The sequence below is a fragment of the Microbulbifer sp. MLAF003 genome (genome assembly GCF_030012965.1).
Taxonomy (GTDB): Bacteria; Pseudomonadota; Gammaproteobacteria; order Pseudomonadales; family Cellvibrionaceae; genus Microbulbifer; species Microbulbifer variabilis.
The window spans coordinates 4,686,890-4,707,326 of the sequence record NZ_CP120232.1; the positions used below are offsets into that span (position 1 = coordinate 4,686,890).

Annotated in this window: 25 protein-coding genes and 2 pseudogenes; 22 read left to right on the top strand and 5 right to left on the bottom strand. The window is 41.8% G+C overall.

What is annotated here, in order from left to right:
* Nucleotides 1–256: 256 nt before the first annotated feature.
* From P3339_RS22310 to P3339_RS22325, 4 genes are all read left to right on the top strand, one after another.
* On the top strand, nucleotides 257–1,117 hold the full coding sequence (locus tag P3339_RS22310) for a DUF8453 domain-containing protein (RefSeq protein WP_282951938.1): 861 nt from the start codon (nucleotides 257–259) through the stop codon (nucleotides 1,115–1,117).
* A 172-nt stretch (nucleotides 1,118–1,289) separates the two neighbouring features.
* A complete protein-coding gene (locus P3339_RS22315; protein WP_282951939.1) occupies nucleotides 1,290–3,413 on the top strand; it encodes a RecQ family ATP-dependent DNA helicase in 2,124 nt (707 codons plus the stop codon).
* Nucleotides 3,413–3,844, top strand: a complete 432-nt coding sequence (locus P3339_RS22320; protein ID WP_282951940.1) for a hypothetical protein — start codon at nucleotides 3,413–3,415, stop codon at nucleotides 3,842–3,844. Before P3339_RS22315 ends, P3339_RS22320 begins: the two co-directional genes overlap by 1 nt.
* A gap of 20 nt (nucleotides 3,845–3,864) precedes the next feature.
* The gene (locus P3339_RS22325) at nucleotides 3,865–4,425 is read left to right on the top strand and encodes a DNA-processing protein DprA (protein ID WP_353056947.1); all 561 of its coding nucleotides are present in this window, start codon (nucleotides 3,865–3,867) and stop codon (nucleotides 4,423–4,425) included.
* Between the two features lie 154 nt (nucleotides 4,426–4,579).
* Here P3339_RS22325 and csrA read toward each other — a convergent pair whose 3' ends face one another.
* On the bottom strand, nucleotides 4,580–4,750 hold the full coding sequence (csrA, locus tag P3339_RS22330) for a carbon storage regulator CsrA (protein WP_282951941.1): 171 nt from the start codon (nucleotides 4,748–4,750) through the stop codon (nucleotides 4,580–4,582).
* A 1,260-nt stretch (nucleotides 4,751–6,010) separates the two neighbouring features.
* Between csrA and P3339_RS22335 the strand changes: the two genes are divergently transcribed.
* The 4 genes from P3339_RS22335 to P3339_RS22350 all read left to right on the top strand — a co-directional run bounded on the left by P3339_RS22335 (nucleotide 6,011) and on the right by P3339_RS22350 (nucleotide 8,842).
* Nucleotides 6,011–6,244 carry a hypothetical protein gene (locus tag P3339_RS22335; protein ID WP_282951942.1) on the top strand — a complete coding sequence of 78 codons (234 nt, stop codon included), beginning with the start codon at nucleotides 6,011–6,013 and terminating at the stop codon, nucleotides 6,242–6,244.
* 527 nt (nucleotides 6,245–6,771) lie between these two features.
* Complete coding sequence (locus P3339_RS22340) at nucleotides 6,772–7,131, top strand: nuclear transport factor 2 family protein (protein WP_282951943.1); 360 nt, start codon at nucleotides 6,772–6,774, stop codon at nucleotides 7,129–7,131.
* A gap of 110 nt (nucleotides 7,132–7,241) precedes the next feature.
* Entirely contained in the window at nucleotides 7,242–7,607 is a 366-nt protein-coding gene (locus P3339_RS22345) for a hypothetical protein (protein WP_282951944.1), read from the top strand.
* Between the two features lie 836 nt (nucleotides 7,608–8,443).
* Nucleotides 8,444–8,842 carry a nuclear transport factor 2 family protein gene (locus P3339_RS22350; RefSeq protein ID WP_108731335.1) on the top strand — a complete coding sequence of 133 codons (399 nt, stop codon included), beginning with the start codon at nucleotides 8,444–8,446 and terminating at the stop codon, nucleotides 8,840–8,842.
* A gap of 267 nt (nucleotides 8,843–9,109) precedes the next feature.
* Here P3339_RS22350 and P3339_RS23855 read toward each other — a convergent pair.
* Both P3339_RS23855 and P3339_RS22355 read right to left on the bottom strand, forming a co-directional pair.
* Nucleotides 9,110–9,208, bottom strand: a pseudogene (locus tag P3339_RS23855) (IS110 family transposase); the annotation flags it as partial.
* Nucleotides 9,209–9,225: 17 nt separating this feature from the next.
* On the bottom strand, nucleotides 9,226–9,477 hold the full coding sequence (locus P3339_RS22355; protein WP_282951945.1) for a hypothetical protein: 252 nt from the start codon (nucleotides 9,475–9,477) through the stop codon (nucleotides 9,226–9,228).
* 787 nt (nucleotides 9,478–10,264) lie between these two features.
* Between P3339_RS22355 and P3339_RS22360 the strand changes: the two genes are divergently transcribed.
* Nucleotides 10,265–10,555: a DUF1330 domain-containing protein gene (locus P3339_RS22360; protein ID WP_282951946.1), complete on the top strand. Its 291-nt coding sequence runs from the start codon at nucleotides 10,265–10,267 to the stop codon at nucleotides 10,553–10,555.
* A 95-nt stretch (nucleotides 10,556–10,650) separates the two neighbouring features.
* Here P3339_RS22360 and P3339_RS22365 read toward each other — a convergent pair whose 3' ends face one another.
* Nucleotides 10,651–11,226, bottom strand: coding sequence for a TetR/AcrR family transcriptional regulator (locus P3339_RS22365; RefSeq protein ID WP_282951947.1), 576 nt, complete (start codon nucleotides 11,224–11,226; stop codon nucleotides 10,651–10,653).
* Nucleotides 11,227–11,361: 135 nt separating this feature from the next.
* Here P3339_RS22365 and P3339_RS22370 point away from each other — a divergent pair, with 135 nt between their 5' ends.
* The 13 genes and pseudogenes from P3339_RS22370 (at nucleotide 11,362) to P3339_RS22425 (ending at nucleotide 19,523) form a co-directional block, all read left to right on the top strand.
* Nucleotides 11,362–11,760, top strand: a complete 399-nt coding sequence (locus tag P3339_RS22370) for a GFA family protein (RefSeq protein WP_282951948.1) — start codon at nucleotides 11,362–11,364, stop codon at nucleotides 11,758–11,760.
* A 969-nt stretch (nucleotides 11,761–12,729) separates the two neighbouring features.
* Nucleotides 12,730–12,993, top strand: coding sequence for a hypothetical protein (locus tag P3339_RS22375; RefSeq protein ID WP_282951949.1), 264 nt, complete (start codon nucleotides 12,730–12,732; stop codon nucleotides 12,991–12,993).
* A gap of 114 nt (nucleotides 12,994–13,107) precedes the next feature.
* Entirely contained in the window at nucleotides 13,108–13,740 is a 633-nt protein-coding gene (locus tag P3339_RS22380; RefSeq protein ID WP_282951950.1) for a class I SAM-dependent methyltransferase, read from the top strand.
* 153 nt (nucleotides 13,741–13,893) lie between these two features.
* Nucleotides 13,894–14,283: a VOC family protein gene (locus P3339_RS22385; RefSeq protein ID WP_282951951.1), complete on the top strand. Its 390-nt coding sequence runs from the start codon at nucleotides 13,894–13,896 to the stop codon at nucleotides 14,281–14,283.
* A gap of 23 nt (nucleotides 14,284–14,306) precedes the next feature.
* Nucleotides 14,307–14,384: pseudogene (locus tag P3339_RS23695) on the top strand (MBL fold metallo-hydrolase); the annotation flags it as partial.
* A 36-nt stretch (nucleotides 14,385–14,420) separates the two neighbouring features.
* Entirely contained in the window at nucleotides 14,421–14,687 is a 267-nt protein-coding gene (locus P3339_RS22390; RefSeq protein ID WP_282951952.1) for an MBL fold metallo-hydrolase, read from the top strand.
* Nucleotides 14,684–14,872, top strand: a complete 189-nt coding sequence (locus P3339_RS22395; protein ID WP_282951953.1) for a hypothetical protein — start codon at nucleotides 14,684–14,686, stop codon at nucleotides 14,870–14,872. Before P3339_RS22390 ends, P3339_RS22395 begins: the two co-directional genes overlap by 4 nt.
* A 31-nt stretch (nucleotides 14,873–14,903) precedes the next feature.
* Nucleotides 14,904–16,082, top strand: coding sequence for an alpha/beta hydrolase (locus P3339_RS22400; RefSeq protein ID WP_282951954.1), 1,179 nt, complete (start codon nucleotides 14,904–14,906; stop codon nucleotides 16,080–16,082).
* 409 nt (nucleotides 16,083–16,491) lie between these two features.
* On the top strand, nucleotides 16,492–17,283 hold the full coding sequence (locus tag P3339_RS22405; RefSeq protein WP_282951955.1) for a hypothetical protein: 792 nt from the start codon (nucleotides 16,492–16,494) through the stop codon (nucleotides 17,281–17,283).
* Between the two features lie 126 nt (nucleotides 17,284–17,409).
* Entirely contained in the window at nucleotides 17,410–17,811 is a 402-nt protein-coding gene (locus tag P3339_RS22410; RefSeq protein WP_282951956.1) for a hypothetical protein, read from the top strand.
* A gap of 98 nt (nucleotides 17,812–17,909) precedes the next feature.
* The gene (locus P3339_RS22415; RefSeq protein WP_282951957.1) at nucleotides 17,910–18,425 is read left to right on the top strand and encodes a ClbS/DfsB family four-helix bundle protein; all 516 of its coding nucleotides are present in this window, start codon (nucleotides 17,910–17,912) and stop codon (nucleotides 18,423–18,425) included.
* Between the two features lie 115 nt (nucleotides 18,426–18,540).
* On the top strand, nucleotides 18,541–18,993 hold the full coding sequence (locus tag P3339_RS22420; RefSeq protein WP_020413752.1) for a GNAT family N-acetyltransferase: 453 nt from the start codon (nucleotides 18,541–18,543) through the stop codon (nucleotides 18,991–18,993).
* 47 nt (nucleotides 18,994–19,040) lie between these two features.
* Nucleotides 19,041–19,523 carry a hypothetical protein gene (locus P3339_RS22425; RefSeq protein ID WP_282951958.1) on the top strand — a complete coding sequence of 161 codons (483 nt, stop codon included), beginning with the start codon at nucleotides 19,041–19,043 and terminating at the stop codon, nucleotides 19,521–19,523.
* Nucleotides 19,524–19,789: 266 nt separating this feature from the next.
* Here P3339_RS22425 and can read toward each other — a convergent pair whose 3' ends face one another.
* The gene (can, locus tag P3339_RS22430) at nucleotides 19,790–20,437 is read right to left on the bottom strand and encodes a carbonate dehydratase (protein WP_282951959.1); all 648 of its coding nucleotides are present in this window, start codon (nucleotides 20,435–20,437) and stop codon (nucleotides 19,790–19,792) included.

Genomic DNA, 20,437 nt, shown 5'->3' on the forward strand with positions numbered 1-20,437 from the left:
GTTTAATACATCCACAACAATCTACACGCTAACTTATTGATTTTTAATGATTTAATTTTTTGACCGAAAAACATGAGGTAAAAAAAGCACCAAAAGGTTTTTCAGCAGAACAATTTTTCACCAGCGCAGGCGGCCACCTAAGTAATATACATTTCTGATTAAAGTCGCCTTCAATTCTTCGGTCATATTCATAGGTGATATGATACTGTTTCTTTAGAATACCTTTCGACATTTTTCATTTAACTGTTGAGTAAACATGAAAGAGAATAAAACCAACACTTTGATATTATCAGTGATAATACTGGCTATAATTACACCTTTAGCTTTTATCGGTGGAATAATTTTTGGAGATTCTCTACAACCAGATTTTAGACTTACAGCTGATTCTTTATCATCATGGGTTGCATCAATTGCAACAGTCTCAATTGCCATACTGACCTTTTTTCTAGCAAAAGAAACGTGGTATTTGAGAGCAGCTCAAAATGAGCAGTTAGACCAACTTCGGTTAGATGCCATCAGACCGTCGGTAGATTTTTATTTTGTAACAAGTAAACTCTCGATGCAATTTATCGAGCTTGAAATAAAAAATAATGGAAAGGGAATAGCTCAAAATATTAACTTTAGGTTTCTAGATCCTAAAACGAGAGAAATAGTAAAAGAAAATGAAATAATTAGAAAAATAAAAAATCTAGGTGCAATAAAAACTGGTATAGCATCGTTAGGTGTAGAGCAAATATATAACTCTTTCCTATTCAGTTTTCCAGATATGATAGTGAAGATGGGAGAGCGCGAGACGTTCTCTACAAAGTTCATAGTCCAGATTTTATTTACAGATGTCAATGGTCACAATTATAAAAATGAAGTAACAATAGATACGTCCGAATACGAGGGCGTGGTAGAAATCGGCAATGGCGATCCGATGCATAGAATATCGAAAGATATAGAAAAGATTGCTGATTGGGCTGAAAGTCTTACTCGCAACTCAGGAAATAGAATTAGCGTTGATACTTATAATTCAGAAGAAAGAGAAAAGGAGAGGCAAAAGTGGGAAAGTATACGTGAAAAAAGGAAAAAACAAAGAGAGCAACAGAACCAAAATGTAACAAGCGACACCTAGAGCTAACCTTAGCCGGGTGTAATATACTACTAAGATTGTGATTAATAATCGGCTTTAATAAATACCTTTTAATCTGTACTGTATGGATATCATAAAAATGATATGAATCAGAGCTGGTGAGATAAGCACTATTCATAGGGATTAAACAATTTAAAGCAAGGAAGGATTAAGAATGAGTCAGCAAAGAGCATTGGAATTATTAAGACAAGGGGTTGGTAGCTCGACCGCTAATTTTCATGAGCATCAGTGGGAATCAATTGATGCAATAGTAAATCAACGTAATCGTTTAATTTGTGTTCAACGAACTGGCTGGGGTAAAAGTTCAGTATATTTCATTTCAACTAAAATGATACGTGAGCAAGGTCATGGCCCGACAATAATTATTTCTCCCTTACTGGCCTTAATGCGCAATCAAATTGAATCTGCTGCTAAGTATGGCGTCGCTTTAGGGACGGTTAATTCATCACAGCAACCTGAACAAAATGAACTGAACAAAGAAAAACTATTATCCGGATATTTAGATGCATTAATTATTGCACCTGAACAATTAGCCAATACAGATTTCATTACTAATGTAATAATACCATCTAATCCAGGCTTCTTTGTTATCGATGAGGCTCATTGTATTTCTGACTGGGGTCATGATTTTAGACCTGATTATAGGCGTATTTCACGGGTGCTTGGTAACATTGTAAATATACCTGTACTTGCAACAACTGCTACTGCTACTAGCCGTGTCATTGAAGATGTAGGAGAGCAATTAAAAATTGAAGGACAACAAATTAATTTATTTCGCGGCCAATTGACACGAGAATCAATTCATCTACAAAATATTTATCTAGCTAAGCGCTCACAACGTTTAGCCTGGCTCACTCACACCATCTCACAAATAGAAGGTACGGGCATTGTCTATACTGCCACTATAAATGACGCTTTCTTAGTAGCAAAGTGGTTAAGAAGTTGTGGTATTAAAGCAGAGGGATATGCAGGATCATCTCCTGGCATGAATAATAATGATAGCGCCTTAAAAAGGGAGCAACTAGAACAACAATTACTAAATAATGAACTAAAAGTACTCGTGAGCACATCCGCTTTGGGCATGGGTTTTGATAAAGGTGATTTAGTTTTTGTATTTCATTATCAAAGTCCCAGCTCTATCATAAGTTACTACCAACAGGTTGGCCGAGCTGGTCGCAGCATTAAAGATGCTTATGGTGTATTACTTTCTGGTGATGAGGATCATGAAATACAAAACTATTTTATTCGAGAAGCATTTCCTAAAGAAGAATTAGTAAATGATTTACTCTCACTTTTAGAAAAAGATGGTTGTAATGGACTTAAAAAAACTGACCTTGAAAATCACCTTAACTATGCACCAATGAAAATAGAGGCCGCGCTAAAATTCTTGCAGGCTGAATATCCAGCGCCGATTGTCAAAGAAGGGACTCTATATAAGCGTACAATTAATAATTACTCCTTACCTGTAGAAATGATTCAACGTTTATCCAATAGAAAGAGGCATGAATGGCAGGAAATCCAAGATTACCTTAGGGAACGTAGTAGATGTCTAATGCAAGTATTAGCTTCAGCACTTGACGATACACTTGCATCGCCTTGTGGTAAATGTGCCAACTGTGATCCTGATAATGCAATTGATCCGACTTTTCCTCAGAAACTAGGGCAACAGGCTCAGGAATTTTTGGGTAATACCATGATTGAAATCCCGCCCAAAAAACAATTTGGTAATGGTCACGTTCAAGCAGCAAATAGGTTTCCTCAGTATAAATTTCCTTACCGTCTAGAGGAGCTAGAACACGAACCTGGTGCAGCACTATGCCACTGGGGTGAAGCTGGCTGGGGTGAAATAGCTGCTGCTGGCAAACGAGCACATGCATTTGATCCAAAACTCGCCGATGCCTGCATCGAAATGATTAAACACCGCTGGCAGCCAAACCCTATGCCTACATGGGTAACTTATGTACCATCACAAAACTTCCCTAATCTAGTTAAAGACTTTGCTGAGCTCGTGGCTCAAAAGCTTGGTTTGGAGTGTAAAGAGGCGGTAGTGAAAGTAAAAGAGACATATCCACAAAAGCGCATGGAAAATAGCGATTTTCGTTGTAAAAACCTTGATGGTGCCTTTATTGTACAAAATGTGCAAGAATCAGAACCTGTGTTATTGATTGATGATGCTTCAGATTCAGGTTGGACTTTCGCGGTTATATCTGCATTGCTGAGAAAAGCAAATTGCGGCCCAGTATTTCCAATGGCTGTTATGTCAACGAAATCGAATTAATGAGCAATAAATTGAACACTCAAAGCAATCTATATAGTGAAAATAAACAAGCACTTATTCTGTTATCAACCTTTTTTAGTAAACCTAAAAAAGGTGAGGCTAGCCCACTAACAGCCGCCGAATATGGTCGCTTTGCTCGTTGGTTGCATGAATTTCACTATACACCTTGTTCACTATTCCATCAGTTTGATGAAATAGCAGTAAAATGGAAAGACCCAAAAGGAAAAATCACAACCGATCGTCTAGCAAACATATTAGATCGAAAAGCTGCCATGGGCTTGGCTCTGGAAAAATGGCAACGAGCTGGAATTTGGGTGATTACTAGGCAAGACAGTGAGTACCCACAGCTACTAAAAAAGCAACTTCGCCATATTTCACCGCCGGTATTCTTTGGTATTGGAAATATTGAATTACTTCAAAAGGGGGATTAGCTGTTATTGGCTCTCGCGGAATCGATTATGTCGATGAGCAATTTACACAAAAAATTGCTGAGCAAGCTGCGAAAGAAAATATCAATATTGTTTCCGGTGCTGCACGTGGCGTTGATGAGACCGCCATGCTCGCGTCACTAAATGCTGGTGGCACTGCAATCGGTATTATGGGTGACAGCCTTTTAAAAGCAGCTACAGCAAGTAAATGGCGCAAACACCTCAAGAGTGGCCAACTAGTATTGATATCAAGTTTTTACCCAGAGGCAGGCTTTAATGTCGGTAATGCTATGGCTCGTAATAAATATATTTATACCATTGCAAACTCTGCCTTAGTTGTGAGAGCTGATGAAGGAAAAGGCGGAACTTGGGCTGGAGCAATAGAAAATAGCGAAAACAATTGGGTACCTTTGTTTGTCAAACAGCAATCAGATGCTAGTGGTAATCTCGTACTATTAAATAGTGGCGCTAATCCACTCAACCTACAAAAAACCTCTGAACCGTGGTTAGCAAAAACTCTTAAAAAAACCTCCCAAATAAAACCAAATAATTTACCGCATAGCAGCTTAAATTTATTTAAATAATTACTCTTCACAGAAATTAATTGTTAGAATGTAGAACCACACATACAAAGCGATAGTTCGGAATTTTTTAAGCTCTAGCCGTTGGCCTTTACTTTAAAAATCCGAACTTCGTAATTTTCCGTAGTTGCGACCGAGTCACGACGATTTCAATTCTCTAATGTCCCTCCTTTTGAACACGTATATATATTTCTTCACGGTGCACGGGCAGGGATCTGGGAGCACGTATCCCTATCTTTACCTGATTACCCTTAACTTCCAAAACTGTAATCGACACATTGGCTCCAATCCTTAAATTTTCACCTGTCCGGCGCTTTAAAATCAACATAGTTATTTCCTACTGATAGTTAAACCATGGGTAGACCTTCCCACGATGGAAGGCTGAGAAAGTAACGTTGTGAGGAAATACGGGGTGGTGCGCGGGAACGGTAAGCATAGAAGAAGAAAAGGCAGGCACAACGCTCCCGGAGCTTGGGGAATCGCTCCAAGCCGCTGAATGTTCTCCAGTTTATTGAAGACGAGCGGGTTTCTAGCGTACTATGCATGTAGCCACTTTGATAGTCTGTGTATCAATTTGGTTAGCTGGCCCCTGGTGTTGCTGCACCTTGGGTCAGCGCCTTTTACTGTCTCTTACGTCACGCTACCGTTCTCCTGTGAGAAGATGGTTCTTTAGAAAACTCTTAGAAGTCTTGATTCTCTCGAATCCCTTTGGTCTTTGGCCATCGGCCTTCAAAAGGCCACCCAATTCCGGCCAAAATACCAATAAATATCAATCGATTTTACGCAGCTTTGACACTAAAACAAACTGAATAAATTCCAATAAGATCATTTTTGTGCCTATATTTCTTAATGCTCATACTGCGAAAACTATCAGTTGCCTATAGAAAAGGGAGAATGGATGAGTACTCTTCACTGACTCTCATATTAAATTCAAGAAACAATAGATCATCAATACCGCCAATAGAAACTCCTTCCCTGTATCGATGGGAATGGTCTCTCGATAGCCTGAGTATCTTGCAGGCTTTTAGATTATTGCTGTGAATTTTTAGGGGTTACCCAATTAGCGAAGGCAATGCTGTTTTCATCAAGCGTTTAAGATAAGGTTATCTGGTACCGGTACGGTGGTAACTATTTTCGAATACTTTGGCCCCGAATATTAATAAAGCACTCTGCTTTAGCAGATCATTTGAGCGGATATCATCTATCACACCTTTTATACTCTCCTTAGATTCAGCTCAACCTCTGACAATTTATTGTAATTTCACCACCAATGATCAAGAGCAGCTTCACATATCCACAGCAACATATAACCTAACTTGCTGATTCTTAATGGTTTACACTTGTGATCAAATGAACAAAATATATTGCGGCCGCAGCATATCCAATAGAGCAATTTCTCACCGGTAATAGCTAACGTACTGATTTATCTGCTTTTTCCTGATAGGAGTGACCTCCCACTCTAGGGATATGTTGACAGGTGATATGATGCAGCTTCTTTTGAATACACTGTTATGAATAAAACTATGTCTAATCTCAAAGACCGCCGATGGCGTCGAAAAGGCCTCGATAGAAAAATCGAGACTCCTTCATGGGGGAGCTTGCTTTTGGGAAAAAGCTTTTCAATTTGCGGCATATGTTACTAGCTGTATTTACTAGTGGCTTCATATCTTTTGCAATGCTATATCAGCTTATAACCTATGGGCATTGGGAGGCCAAAGGAGCTAAAGTAGATGGTGCCGTGGGCTATGGTGTTGCCTTTTTCCTTCTAGTAATTTTCATAGCCCTACTTATTGCAACTATTAAAGACTGGCGGAGAGGCTAATGCATAACAAAAAGCAGCACGATTGCCCACAAAATATGTGGGCTGGACGGCCTACGCTTTGCTTCGGCCGCCCGTGTGCTAGGCGTTATGCTCACAAGGAAAACGAGTGAAGAAAGTCCCGATATTTATTTTAATATTCCTTATTCTTGTGCAAGCGGGTTGTACAACGCAGTCACAAACTAAGCCTCCAATGGGAAAGAATGCGTTTAAACGGGAGTTTCTTGCAGATTGCAAAGGTATAAAAACAATCTACGAGGGGCACAATAGCTCAGGCTACTATTTTGAGGACTATAGCGGCGGAGCGTCCACAAAACACTCAATTAGCTTGTCAGAAATGGCATCGTGGCTCAAAGAGTGTGGAGTTGATCCAAGTAGCGTAAGCCAAATAATAGAGTAGTAACAATGCCAGCATTGCATAACAAAGCAAAGCAGCACCGCCCACTACACGGGCTGGACAGTTTTTCAGCAGCTTCGCTGCTTCAAATCTGCCGCTGTTTGCGGCGTTAGGTCCTAAGAGGATTCGAGTTATGGAGCCAAAAGAAATTGTTCAAGCTTGGGTAGAAGCCTTTAATAAAGCTGATGTAGATCAGATAGTGAGCTTCTATTCTGATAATGCGATTAACCATCAAGTAGCTAATGATAAGGTGGTTGGCAAAGAAGCAATTCGAGCTAGATTTGAAGAAGAATTTACCTCGGCAGAAATGGTCTGCATTGTAGAGCATATCTTTCAAGATGGAGATTGGGCAATTTTAGAATGGAAAGACCCTCTAGGTTTGCGTGGATGTGGTTTCTTTCAAGTCCAATATGGAAAGATCGTATTTCAAAGAGGGTATTGGGATAAGCTTTCTTTTCTAAAACAACATGGTTTGCCAATCCCCCAAGAGTAATTAGCATGGTAGCCCTAACAAGCAGCAGCAACGGACTGTCAAACCAGTCACTCAAATTGTTTCACAATTACTTGTAGCTTTTCTAGCCGCTGTGTTGGGCGTTATGCACTATGACTGAGTTCCTACATAAGTTTGCATGCTTTGATTGCCAAGTTGCATTTAAGCGGCGAGCAATTGAAGGTACGTCGTCTGGCTCGGCTCATCAGCCAGATTCGGATATGATCCATGCGTGCCCAAATTGCGGTCATCGCATGGCATTCATGGGGCGTAATTTTGCAGCACCATCAAAAGCAGATTCTTCTGCTTGGGAAGCAGCAAAGAGATTATGGGAGGCTGGGTTTCGTTTTGTGGGTAGCGGCTATCACAGTGATCCGGCACTACCTAAAAGTAAATCTGACATCTCCGAATTTATTGATAATAATCCTGAGCACAAGCAAAAGGTTGGTAAACAACGACGGTGGACAGACTATGCATAACAAGTGCATCAACCTCGCTCCAGACACTACGTGGCTTCCACCGGACAGCCCAGGCTTCGCGCAGCCTGCCGATTATGCAGGGCGTTATAGGGCTGGAAATTGAACCGAATTCACAAAGGCCAAAAATTAAGTGTATATCTGTGGAAATTTACGGCTTGTCTTTTTGCGTCAAGCTTGATTCCCATGACATATGTTCTATGGGTGGTTTCACCGGGGTTAAAGGGAAATTGGTATGGGGTTGCTGTGATTTCATCGGTTTGCTCAGCATTATTGGCTGCGACTCTACCGGTAAATAACGCTCGTTACTATGTTCCAAGTAGTGTTGTGATGAGCGTATTCTTTTATGGGGTAATTCAGGGGTACTTACTATACGGTGCTGCCCCATAGGCCAAGCAGGTTCGCCCAGCCATTGGCTGGGCTGTGCAGCCTACGCTCCGCTTCAGGCCCAAACCCATTCACAGCAAACTCCGCCTGGAGACATGTGACGCATGGGGAGCTTTCTGTATTGATAGAAACAGGGTTGTACACGCTTTCGATAGAAATTCTGACCCGAGTACCATGAACCGGTGCAACACTCGTGCATTACTCACTTTCGACTTTCAGGGCGGCGGTTGTCTTTACTGCCACCCCGCTAACGAGGGTTTGTACGGACCAACTTGCGCATAACAAAGCGCTGGCCTGAAGCCGCTATAATCAAATTCGCGGGATAGGCTTCGCCTAGTTTGTTAAATTCTTGCGATCTGCATGACGGCTCGGTCAACCTTAACGTTAGACAGTGGTAGATGTCTGCCCATGCGTTCGACCACAATCGGACGCGAACGGAGAAGAATCGAAAAATGAATAGTGAACAGGCCGAAGCGTTTCTGGATGAGATGGCCAAAGCGGTATGTGATCCAAACGCTGATTCTAAGGTCACCGACCGCTACTTTACCGAAGACTTCGTGCAGGTGATCGACGACACAACGATTGGGCGATCGCAACTCGATTCTCGTATCAATTTGTTCCGTATGGAGTACTCGGCCGTCAGGTTCGACTACCTTTCCGTAATTGGCGAGGGCGATCGGATAGCTGATGTGCATCTGGTGCGCGCGAAGGCGAAAGATGGCCAACAGCTCACAATCAAGGTAATCAGCCTGTACACGCTAAGAGACGGTCGGATCTCGCGCGCCGAATCCCTTAGCCGCCTTATCGAAGGGAATCCGGAGGACCTGCAATTACTCGTGCGTGGTGAATGAGGCGATCGGCCGGCGTGGACCTAAGTTTCACTGGAGATGATAACGCGAACCGCCTCCAGGCATCGGTTTTCCCGAAGCCCTCCAACTTCCTTTCGAATTGCTTAATCAGCTTACGAGTCGCCCAGAGCTTTATGATCATCGAAGGCAACACCCAAGTGCTAACCGAAGCATCCCCCAGTCCGGTACTCACATGCCAACTGGTACGAGGACATATCACATAACAAGTGACTATGGTTGCTCGTCAAGCCTTTAAGCCATATTTTCATCCTAGTAGGTTTTATTTTCCACCATGGTATTCAGGATGGTAAGTTGCTTTCTCATACAGGAAATGAGAGCCAATTTTTTGGGTTTGCCAGCGTCGACTAATTGCTTAAAAATCTGCTTTAATTTGGGATGATATTGCTAACAATAATCGGCAATCCCGCTTCGTGGGCAGCACAGACAAACTCCAGTTCTAGCCTTTCGGTGGACTCGATAAGTACTCTTTTGGGTTTAAGGGGTTGCAGTCGTTTAATGTCGTGCTTAATACCATTTTTATCATTGGTAACACTAAAGAATTGGCCAGTTGGTCTCACAAAAATATCGAGCTGCTTGCTGCTAGTATCGATACCGACATTGATCTCTTGAGGTTCCATAAGATAAGCTATCTCTACCTTGTTATTCGGGCTCGAGGCCCACATGACTATTCGAGTTATGCCTAGTGAGTGTCTGTCACGTTCCTACTTGTTATCGGTCTTTTAAGAGCCGACAATACAACGAACTGTGGCAAACAAAGCCTTCGGTGGCCGCCGAAGGTGGGTCTCAATTTACCCGTTAGCGAAAGGTTTTCAACATTAGAATCGGGCAAGAACAACCATACAAGGCCAGTACTGCGTGCTCTACCCCCTGCTGGCGGCGTTATAACCTGGGAGGTCAATTGAGAAATAAGTTAAATAAAAGAACTTTAATTCGATGGAAGGTCTATATAGATCGTTCAAAGATGTATATCGGTTATATTCAGTTTTTGCTGATAATTTTCGTTTTCATCAAGTCTTTTGGAGAAAACACCTTCACAGATCTAGTTTTTCAATTTCCCTATGTATCTATCCCAATAATTCTTGTTGTCTTCGTATTTTGCTCTTTGGTACTGGGTTATATTGATTCTAAGTTAGGATTGAGAGAAGAAGAAATAAGGAACCACTCTAAATCAAATCCTGTTCTAACTGAGATTTCTACTTCTCTAGTTGAGTTGCATAGGAAGGTCGAGGAAATTGAGAAACAAAATAACCGGCAAGAATCATAACAATGCGTTGCAGGCCAACGGCTAACTTTGTGAACTTTATGTGTGGTCGCTGCGTTCCCATTACCGTGCATAAAGCACACAAGGTTATCCGCGGCTGAGCGCAGCAATATGCATCAAAAGAAATTATAGAGTAAATGCAAATGAAAGGGTATTTGGTTTTAGATTTCTCAATTAAAGTATTAGAGAGCTTCTTAGAATACGCTAAAAAAATACCGGCATTTATTGAAAAGCATGGCGGCAGATACATTGTAAAAGGAGTGATTCCAGAAAAAATGGAAGGCAATTGGATTCCGGAGAGGTTAGTGATATTGGAATTTCCATCAACTGAAAAAGCAAAAGAATTTTTAGCTGATCCAGAAGCACAGGATCTATTTGCGATACGCCACAAGACAACTAATAGTCAATTAATATTGGCGGAGGGTTGTATTTAATCAACCATACAAGCGCAGTACTCTTCTGCAAATAGCGCGGGCTGGGGCGGCTTATACGCCGCTTCGCTCTGTTTCGACCGTCCCTGTGCTTAGCATTATATTCCACCCAATTTCAACCCCGCCTGTTGGCGACACGCTTGCAATAATTTTGTAACGGAACTCTCGTTACCTATGATTCTTGCTATGGCTACTGCACCAATGAGCATTGCAGTTACTGACAAAATATCATCTTCGTCGCAATCAACATAGCTTTTAGCGTATTCCAAAATTGCTTTGTTCATGCCATCGTAGATGCTTGCATAAGTTGCTTTTGTTTCTTCATCCTGCATGGTTATATCCGAAGCTAGAAATGCAAGTGGACATGGGTATTCACCCCGCACATGCTCTAAGCTAAGGTATCCATCAAGTAGTAGGCATAGCCATTCCTTATCGGTAGTGCCATCTGGTTTAAGTTCAGCAAGCTTAGTGCCATTGACTGCAAATTTTAAGGACTCACGATACAACACCGCTTTGCTGTCAAAATGAGCATAAAACGCTCCTCTGGTGAGCCCGCAATCTTTCATCACTCCATCCACTGTAACGCCATCAAAACCCTTGACCGTAAAAAGCCTGAATGCGCTTTCAAGAATTCGTCTACGAGTAATTTCCTTGTGCTCTTTTGTATAAGGCATGAGTTCTTATGTGCCTACAATTTAATATGACCTGTATCATATATTATATCTCGTTTAACATGTAGCCTTCTCTTAAGCCGGAGAAAATAAAATAAATGAATATAATCAACGGTTATATTTCACGGAGATCTGGAATTGAATAAAATAAAAGGAGGCTGTCATTGTGGTTCTGTAGCTTGGGAATTTGATCTTCCTATTAAGACAGTAGTGAAGTGTCATTGCTCTATGTGTAGAAAGTTACAAGGCTCTGATCACAGTACATATGCTGTTATTCCAAAAGAACAATTCTCATTATCTAAAGGTGAAGACTCGGTTATCAGTTACCAAGCTACCGAAAAATCATACAAAAATTTCTGCTCCACATGTGGAACACCAACTCACCTTATTAACGGGAAGCATTTCCCGGCCGATTTTGTTTTACCACTAGGTATAATTAAAAATTATACTGATGAGCTAGCACCACAAATCCAAGTGTATACCTCAGAAAAACCACCTTGGTCGAACATCCATGATGATGTGCCACTATTTAGCTAAGGATATAAATCGGGTAGCCGGTAGCTTCTAGCTACCGGCCCCACACCGCCCATCGTGCGGTTCTGCAATGGACGATTCCCTATCCGCAATAAATTTCTACCCAACGATAGTGTCGAGCAGGTCTTCATTTGAGTCGAATGCCATGTCAGTGCGCTACCTCAACTTTATATCCGATTGGAAAACTATCGGTAGGCTAGCCCTGTCTTTTAACTCATGGATTTAGGTTCAAGCCTTCACCATGACCAAGGTAGTAATCTTGGCATTAGGCTACTATGCTGTCGGCTGACTTCTGCCAAATCAATTTGGTAATGCTGACGAGGCGCTGGTGTGTTCCACCACTTTGTTCTATCCCCACGATGGTGGCGGCTGGGCCTACTTATGAGTCTGCGACCACGCTGGCAGCTTCAGCAATAGTAAGTTAAACAGATCTCCCCAGATAAGAACGTGAACTTCCACTACACAACTGCATCATTTACTCTACCCATTAGATCACATGACTCCGGCGTCCTTGGCCAACTCGCCTTATAGGTTAAGCCTTATATGACGTTTCTGTTCATCAGCTGGTAGTTTTGCTAATGGCCTCTTTCTCTCTATGTTGCAGTTGCCATTCGCTGGTAGTTAGCATTTAATGGAATGCCATTAAATAGTGATCCTCCTACAGGGGACTTTCACTCTATTAGTTCGCGCCTATGCTGGGCGTACCAAATGCCTGCAATCTGATCTCTGGTTACTGTCACCTTTTTTTGCCACAAAACCGGCAAAAAATGCGCCAGTAGCCTCCAGCAATTGAGGCAAGCGCATCTTTCATCGTAATTGGCACTAATTATTATGCTCTTTAAGGGATCGTGTAAATGTAACCGTTGGCGGGTTGAAGTTCAGTTAGCTGGACCGCTCGAAGGTTTGAATCCGCGCGTTTGCGATTGTAATTATTGCCAAGCCAACCCGTCACTTATTATAAGTGATCCGAATATGTCAGTGGCTTTCATTGGTGATGGGATTTCAACCAAACAAAATGGTGATCAGCTTGCTAATTTCTACTATTGCAAAGCTTGTAATGAACTACTAGCCGTAGGCTGCAATATAAATGGTCAGCTTCGCGGGGCAGTAAATTCCAATTTATTGGAAGGCGTGAATCAACTTGGCAATCCTATTCAAATTCAGCCAAGACTCTTGAGTGCCGATGAAAAGCTTGAACGCTGGGATAAGTTGTGGGGTGTCCTTAATGGGTTTTAGAAACATAAAATATTAAGGCTTTCAGACACTTCGGTCCGCAGCTTGAGGCTTTATGAATCAGGGAGTATAAAAACAGCGTCGATAACGCCTTGGCGTTTATATATAGGAACTGATATGAATAGGTCTGATAAGTTCTGGGATAGAAAAGCAGAGGAGTATGCTAGGAGCCCTATTTCTGACGAGGCAAGTTATCAGAAGAAGCTCTCAGATACCCAGAAATTCTTTACGCCTGATATGAATATTTTGGAGTTTGGCTGCGGAACAGGGACTACGGCGATTTACCACGCTCCGTATGTGCAACATATTGAAGCGGTAGATATATCTGAAAACATGCTTGAGATTGGTCGAACTAAGGCCAGGGAAGCCTGCATCGATAATATTAGATTTACCAGAGGTACGTTAACCGAATTCAATGCTGAGTCTGAGAGTTTTGATGCAGTATTGGGTTTAAATGTTATTCACTTACTACCAGATCGAAGAGATGTTTTGGCAGAAGCTGCTAGAATCCTCAAGCCTGGTGGTGTTTTCGTGAGTAGTACCGTTTGTATGGGCAATTCCTATATACGGTTTATTAAGCTCTTAGCACCTCTGGGAAAATTCATGGGCATAATGCCCGATGTCTTCATCCTAACAAAAGTAAAATTAGCGAAAGAAATTCAAGACGCTGGTTTTACCATTGAAGTTCAATGGCAACATGGAATGCATAATATGGTAGTTTTCATTATTGCGCGTAAAATTGACTCATAATAGGGTGAGCTGAAGGCGGCGGGTATATTGACCTTACTAACCAAATAGAGACTAGCTCCGCGCCAACGTAAAATATGGATGATTTTTCTAAAACTTCGTTATGTCTCCAGAAATACAAACCATACTTAGATACTTAACAGTGAGGATACTCAAATGAATACAAATGCAGTTTGTTGGTTTGAAATTTATGTAAATGATATGGTACGCGCAAAGTCCTTTTATGAAGCTGTGCTCAAGCAGGAGTTAACTCGACTAGACAATCCCGACGAAGTAAAAGATTTTCCTCAGCCCGAGATGTGGGCATTTCCAATGAAACAAGAACCGGGTGCAAGCGGAGCAATTTGTAAAATGGATGGTGTTGAAGCTGGAGGTAATAGCACCCTAGTGTATTTTGATTGCGAAGATTGTTCTGTTGAACTGGCCAGAGTCGAACCAGCAGGTGGGAAGCTAGTAGTGCCTAAAATGTCTATTGGGGAGCATGGTTTTATCGCAATAGCGCAAGATACCGAAGGAAATAATATCGGTTTTCATTCAATGAAATAGCTAGTTCTCACCAGCAAACATTAATTCACAACAAGCCAATCTCTTTCATTTTAAACACACACGCACATTCTGACCACACCGGTGGAAACGAGTACTTTGAAAAGCGAGGAGGAAAACTTAAAGAGAATACCTTTAACTTGGATAGCTTTACCCACATTAAAGTCAAGTCTCATTCAGCAATCGACAATATCTATTACCTTAAGGAAAGTAATTCAATATTTGTCGGTGATGTATTCGATACCAGCTGGCACCCAGTATTTTATTCTGGCGGAATTAAAGGCTTTAATGAAGCGATTGATGCTATTTTAAATCTAGGTGATGAGCAAAGCTTGATAATACCGGGGCATGGTGTTCCATCAAGTAAACTCTCATTACTTGAATTTAGGAAAAATACTTTCGAATGAGTAAACAAAATTCGAGAGCTTCATCAAAAAGGGGGAGTGTGGGAGGAATAATGATAGATACACAAGTTAAGGATATTTTGGAAAAATTCAATGTAAAGAACAAATCCCCATTCCTCCCCCAAAAAGCTTATAGAAGCCTTATAGAAAGAAATATTTCAGTGATTAATGATGAGAAAAGCCTATAAATAGGTATTAAGCCCATATAGGAGCCTAAAAATGAGGCTATATATTAATGTATTTCATGCGTTATTCTTTTCTTTAGTCTCTTTGGGAGCCCAGGCTGTGCAGAGTTGGACGGTCGAAAAAACCAAGGTGAATGCTCACCTTTATCCAGGTGAGGAGATGCTACTAACCAACGGCATAGAAACACTGAATTATTTCAAAGCCGGCGATCCTCAAAAACCTCTGGTGATCTTCGTTCCGGGTGGGTTTCATCTAGCTCGTGTCGCCTATGGCTACCCTGGTGGCGACGAGAAGGATTTTCTCGCCTATTGGTTTGGGCAGAAAGGGTTTTCTTTTCTTGGCGCATCTTATCCGACTGGAAACAAGGTCTATTCCAAGGTCTACCCTGCATTCTCGATCCGTGATTGGGGCAACCAAGTAGCTGCGGTCGCCAAACACTACGTGGACAAGCATGGGCTTTCGGGTGAGATCATTGTTCTTGGTTGGAGCGCAGGCGGGCAGATTACTCAATCAGTTTACGAGGCTTCACAGGCGGCCGGGCTGGATATGAGCCTTTACGTTTCAATTGCATCAACCCCACCTATCCCTTTGCTACTGGCTGCACCAGGTGCAATCTCAAAGTCAAAGAATGGGCTTTCGAAAGCGCCGCAATTCTACGAGTTGTTTAAGAGGTACGTGACTGCTCAGAACAAGATGAACGGGCACGTTATTATTCCTTGGGAGACGTTCGAAAGTGATGTACTCGGAGAAATTCCGGTAGCCCTAAATGCGATTATGATTGCGTCTCGCTATGATAACGGCAACTTTGTACAGGATCTGGATTGGGCAATTGCCGATACAGGAGCCCTTAAATTTACCGACTTTCCCATGGTCGTCACAATCTCTGGTAATAAAGTGCTAGACAATGACCACGCGCTAACTGATCGAGGCAATTGGGGGCTTTATCAGGTTCAGCATTTATATCGAAATATCGCGCTTCCTGCTTTGTCAAAATCTGAAGAGATTGACCCGGAGAATTGGCAGAATTTAATGGATCAGTTTAGTTATGCAACCTCTGGTGCACTAAACGCCCGTGTCCCTGGCAACCACTTCTTTTGGTACGGTGAAGTCGGAGCACGTGAAACAGTTACACAGGTCGAGATGTTGCGCTTACGTGTGAGAAATGTCCTCTCTTCTATTGAGGCGTCTGTGGCTAAACTCAATGCACCGTAGTATTGCTTGTTCTACCTGGCGATCTTGCCCACCCATAGATTGCTCGCTGTTATTGTCGCCGTATTGCGACTGAGACCTCCGTTCCATCACTCCGCTTCTACACTCCGGCCCCAAAAATTCGGCATTAAAAGCCTATGAAAATAGGACCCGCCCAAGCTACAAGGGTGTTGCTGTAACAAAAGCTGAGAAGTTGACAGTCACTTTTTTTAGTCGAGCTGCAAGATATAAGTTGTGCAGGAAATAAATAGAGCCTGGTTGAAGCTTTCTTGCAACTTTTGTCGGTGCTAGTGCCGGGGTAATTCAAACTTATTGGGTTTTAACGATTTGACCCTGTGATCTAAAGGAATAGAATAACGAGATATAATATAATTTCTTTTTAATACGCTATTAAATAGTACCAGAGTAATACATGGAAAAAGTGTCACTAAGAATTTGGGGGCTTCTAGGGGTGCTTTTATTTGTTCCTCTATATCTATTTACATTCACCGCTCCTCATATCATAGAAAAATCGGGCAGTTCCTTTATCGAATGGAAGCTTAAATCTGAAGCCGATAAAAGGATTGATGCCTTACGACTTCCTGCGCCAACGAAGCTAGAAGGTCTGCTAGGTGCCAAAGCGCGAGAGTTTCGAGCTAAAACTGAGCGGGATCTTGAAAAGGTAAAGCAACAGCTCAAAGAAGATGCACCAGCCATTCTTGCAAATCAAATTGCAAAACTTCGAAATCTGGATTGCGAATGTCGAAGAAAATGGGAACGATCAATCAGGGTATCTATGCAGTCAAAGCTTGCCTCGCTTGAGACTGCCAAGACCAAACTAATTGATTTCAGCCATATCAAGTACATGGAAATTGTCCATAAATTAACTTTGGACGTACGTATTTTTTTGGCCACTAACTCAATTGTTTTTATCCTCTTATTAATTGCTTCATTTATGCAGCCTAGGGCTATCAAACAATTATTCTTGCCTGCTGGGTTAATGCTGGCATCAACAGGTATATGCTCATATTTTTATCTCTTTGAGCAGAATTGGTTCTACACCATAATTTACAATGACTATACCGGTTTCGCATATGTTAGTTACTTGAGCTTTGTCTTTGCTATCTTATGTGACATCATTTTTAATGGAGCCAGGATAACAACAGAAGCACTCAATGCCTGCCTTAAAGCTATTGGCCAGGCGGGGAGTCTAGTTCCGTGCTAAGGAATTGGATAATATTTATCATACAAGCCAACCAATTTCATGCATGGAAAACGTGCATCCGGCAACCCTAGCTTCTACGGCAACCCTAGCTTCTACGGCTACCCGCTTTTAGAGCATTAGCTTTTTATGATTGAGCGTTTCATACATTGGACTGAGTTCACTGTGGTGGTACTGCCATCTACAGCCATTATTTTGTTTGCCACTTTACTTTTTCCATTTGGAATATTACTCCGTCCTGAATTCATTATTCCAGCTTACATTGGTGGTATTCTTGGAGTATATTCATTATGGAGAATGTTTCTGTTTCTTGAGTTTAGGGTGAGCTTAATATTAACAAAATGTACTTATTATTATTTGTCTGGAGCACTAAGTATCGCTTGCTTATTTTTAGTTGGTGAAATTAGTGACCGTCAATTGTTTAAGCCGGTAACCACGCCATGGATTTTACCAATTTTAGTTGGTGCTCATTGGATATTTAAAATTTCCAAGGGTACTCTTGGAGATAAACAATTAGCATCAGCTGAATAGTTTTCCTTCAGCTCATTTATGTTTGCTATGACATTTGCATGCAAACCATTTTGCTACAAAACTTCCGCTATGCCGGGCATTATGTAAATTAATCAACTATGTCATCAATACCCAATAATAAAGAAGAGTTGCATCAAGCCATTCGAACCACTTTTGATAAACTTCTTACGGATTATTCAGAAATCCCGGAAGAATACTCACGACAAATTGGTGTTGAAGGTAATATAAAGAATACTGAGATAAGTGTTTGCGATACACTGTCATATTTGATTGGATGGGGAAAACTGGTCCTGAAATGGTATGACCTCACATCAAGAGGACTTAAGGTAGACTTTCCTGAAACAGGTTATCAATGGAATGAACTTGGTCGGTTAGCTCATCATTTTCACAGGCAATATCGAGATTGGTCTTTTAAAAATCTGCTATCAGAGTTTCAATTAACTACCGAGCAAATATTGCAGCTAATCGAGTCACTGAGCAACGATGAACTCTATGCTAGAAGTTGGTATAAAAATTACACACTGGGACGAATGATTCAATTTAACACTTCATCCCCAATGAAAAATATTCGTACAAAAGTGCGAAAGTTCAAGAAATTAAAATGTAAGGAGTGAAGCTCATATACTAAGGTATATGCTTTTTATTTCGGCCTTACAGGCCCTACTGGAAATGCTACGCCTCACACGGCATGCCGATTCTCACGGTATTACATATCTATCAGAATAATATATGAAAGTAGAGACAACAGGTAAAAGCGATTATTCAACGCTGATCGAAATATGGGAGGATTCTGTTCGAGCTACTCACGATTTTTTGCAAGAAGAGGATATTGTCATTCTTAAACCGCTCATATTAGAACAATACTTCGACTCAGTAGACCTGATGTGTGCAAAAAATGAGGATGGAAAGATTCTTGGATTCTGTGGAGTTCTTAACGGGAATATTGAAATGTTGTTCATTGCGCCTGAATCAAGAGGCTCAGGCGTTGGAACTTTTTTAACTAAGTATGCCATTGAAAATCTAGGTGTGACAAAAGTTGACGTCAACGAACAGAATCTTCAAGCCCTAGAGTTCTATAAGCATTTAGGTTTTACTGTAGTAGGTAGATCTCCGCTAGATGGTCAAGGAAAACCGTATCCTCTGCTACATATGGAGCTGGACAAAATTAATAAACTTAGGTGAACGGAAAAATCACTTCAGCCCCTTAATTTACAATTGCTAATGATGTTTTGTTTTATGAAATTTCTTATAGCTCTTTTTTTATACTGATTAGCCTGAATACATCAGCCTGTATAATTGCCCCTGGAACGATTGCTCTTCAAAACCCTCAGAAAGTTATTAAACGTTCAAAATCCGTATTTAAAGGCAAACTTTTATCTTTAATGTATGTCCCAGCATATCTGCAGGTCGCTAAGTTTGAAGTGATAAAAATATATAAAGGGGAAAAGAAGAATTTTATTTCAGCAGTACATGATTATAATACCAGTTGTACCTTAAGAATACCGGATGACCAAGTTGGGAAAAATTATTTTGTCTTTGTTACAGAGGGTTCTGGTGAAAAAGACGATTTATATACGCTTATTTCTACAAAAAACTTTGACTTTATTGATGGTAAGTTCGTTGTAAAGTCTAACAGGCTGCGCGAAGAGCGTGCCAAACAGAAGCAGCAAGAAATTCTGGCCGAGAAACAAATACAAGCTGATGAGCAGTAGTTAATTTCTGTAAATTGTAACTGAGATGATTATGGCTGAAGACCAATGCTTGAGCTTTATATTGATTTGCATCATATTGCACCTGAGGTGCAGATCAGAAGCGAGCTAGCCACATAACACTCACAGGCTCGGTATTGGCTTTTCCATTTCGACTTTGCCTTCATTTCAAAGCCGTGTATACCACGGGTGTTATACTGCGCCCAATTATTAGAAGCTTGAGCAGAAAATAACTTAGGGATTTTCTGATTAAGATACGCAGTAAAGCCTCACCCCTCCTCCGGCACCCCACCATAAACATGATAAATCTCCGGCACCTGGCCGCGATCGTCCATCCGCATACCCAGGTCTCGAATCAGGCCATCGCGAATATCGTAGATCCAGCCGTGCAGGCTGAGGCTTTGGCCTCGGTCCCAGGCGTGCTGCACTATCTTGGTCATGGCCAGGTTTTGTATCTGTGCCATCACATTTAATTCGCACAATCGTGCCGAACGCGATTCTTTATCGAGGGATTCCAGTTCCTGCTGGTGGCGGGCGTAGACATCCTTGATATGGCGCAGCCAGTTATCCACCAGGCCACATTCGCTGTGGCCCATGGCGGCCTGTACGCCGCCACAACCGTAATGGCCACACACCACCACGTGTTCCACCTTGAGTACTTCTACGGCGTATTGCAGCACCGAGAGGCAATTAAAGTCTGTATGTACCACCACGTTGGCGATATTGCGGTGTACGAATAGCTCCCCCGGTGCCATACCCACAATCTCGTTGGCGGGCACGCGGGAGTCGGAGCAGCCGATCCATAAATACTTGGGAACCTGCAGACGACTCAGACGTTGGAAAAATTCCGGGTCCTTTGCCGTCCTCTCCTCTGCCCAGGCGCGATTGCGCGCGAACAGTTGGCGAATCTCTGCCAC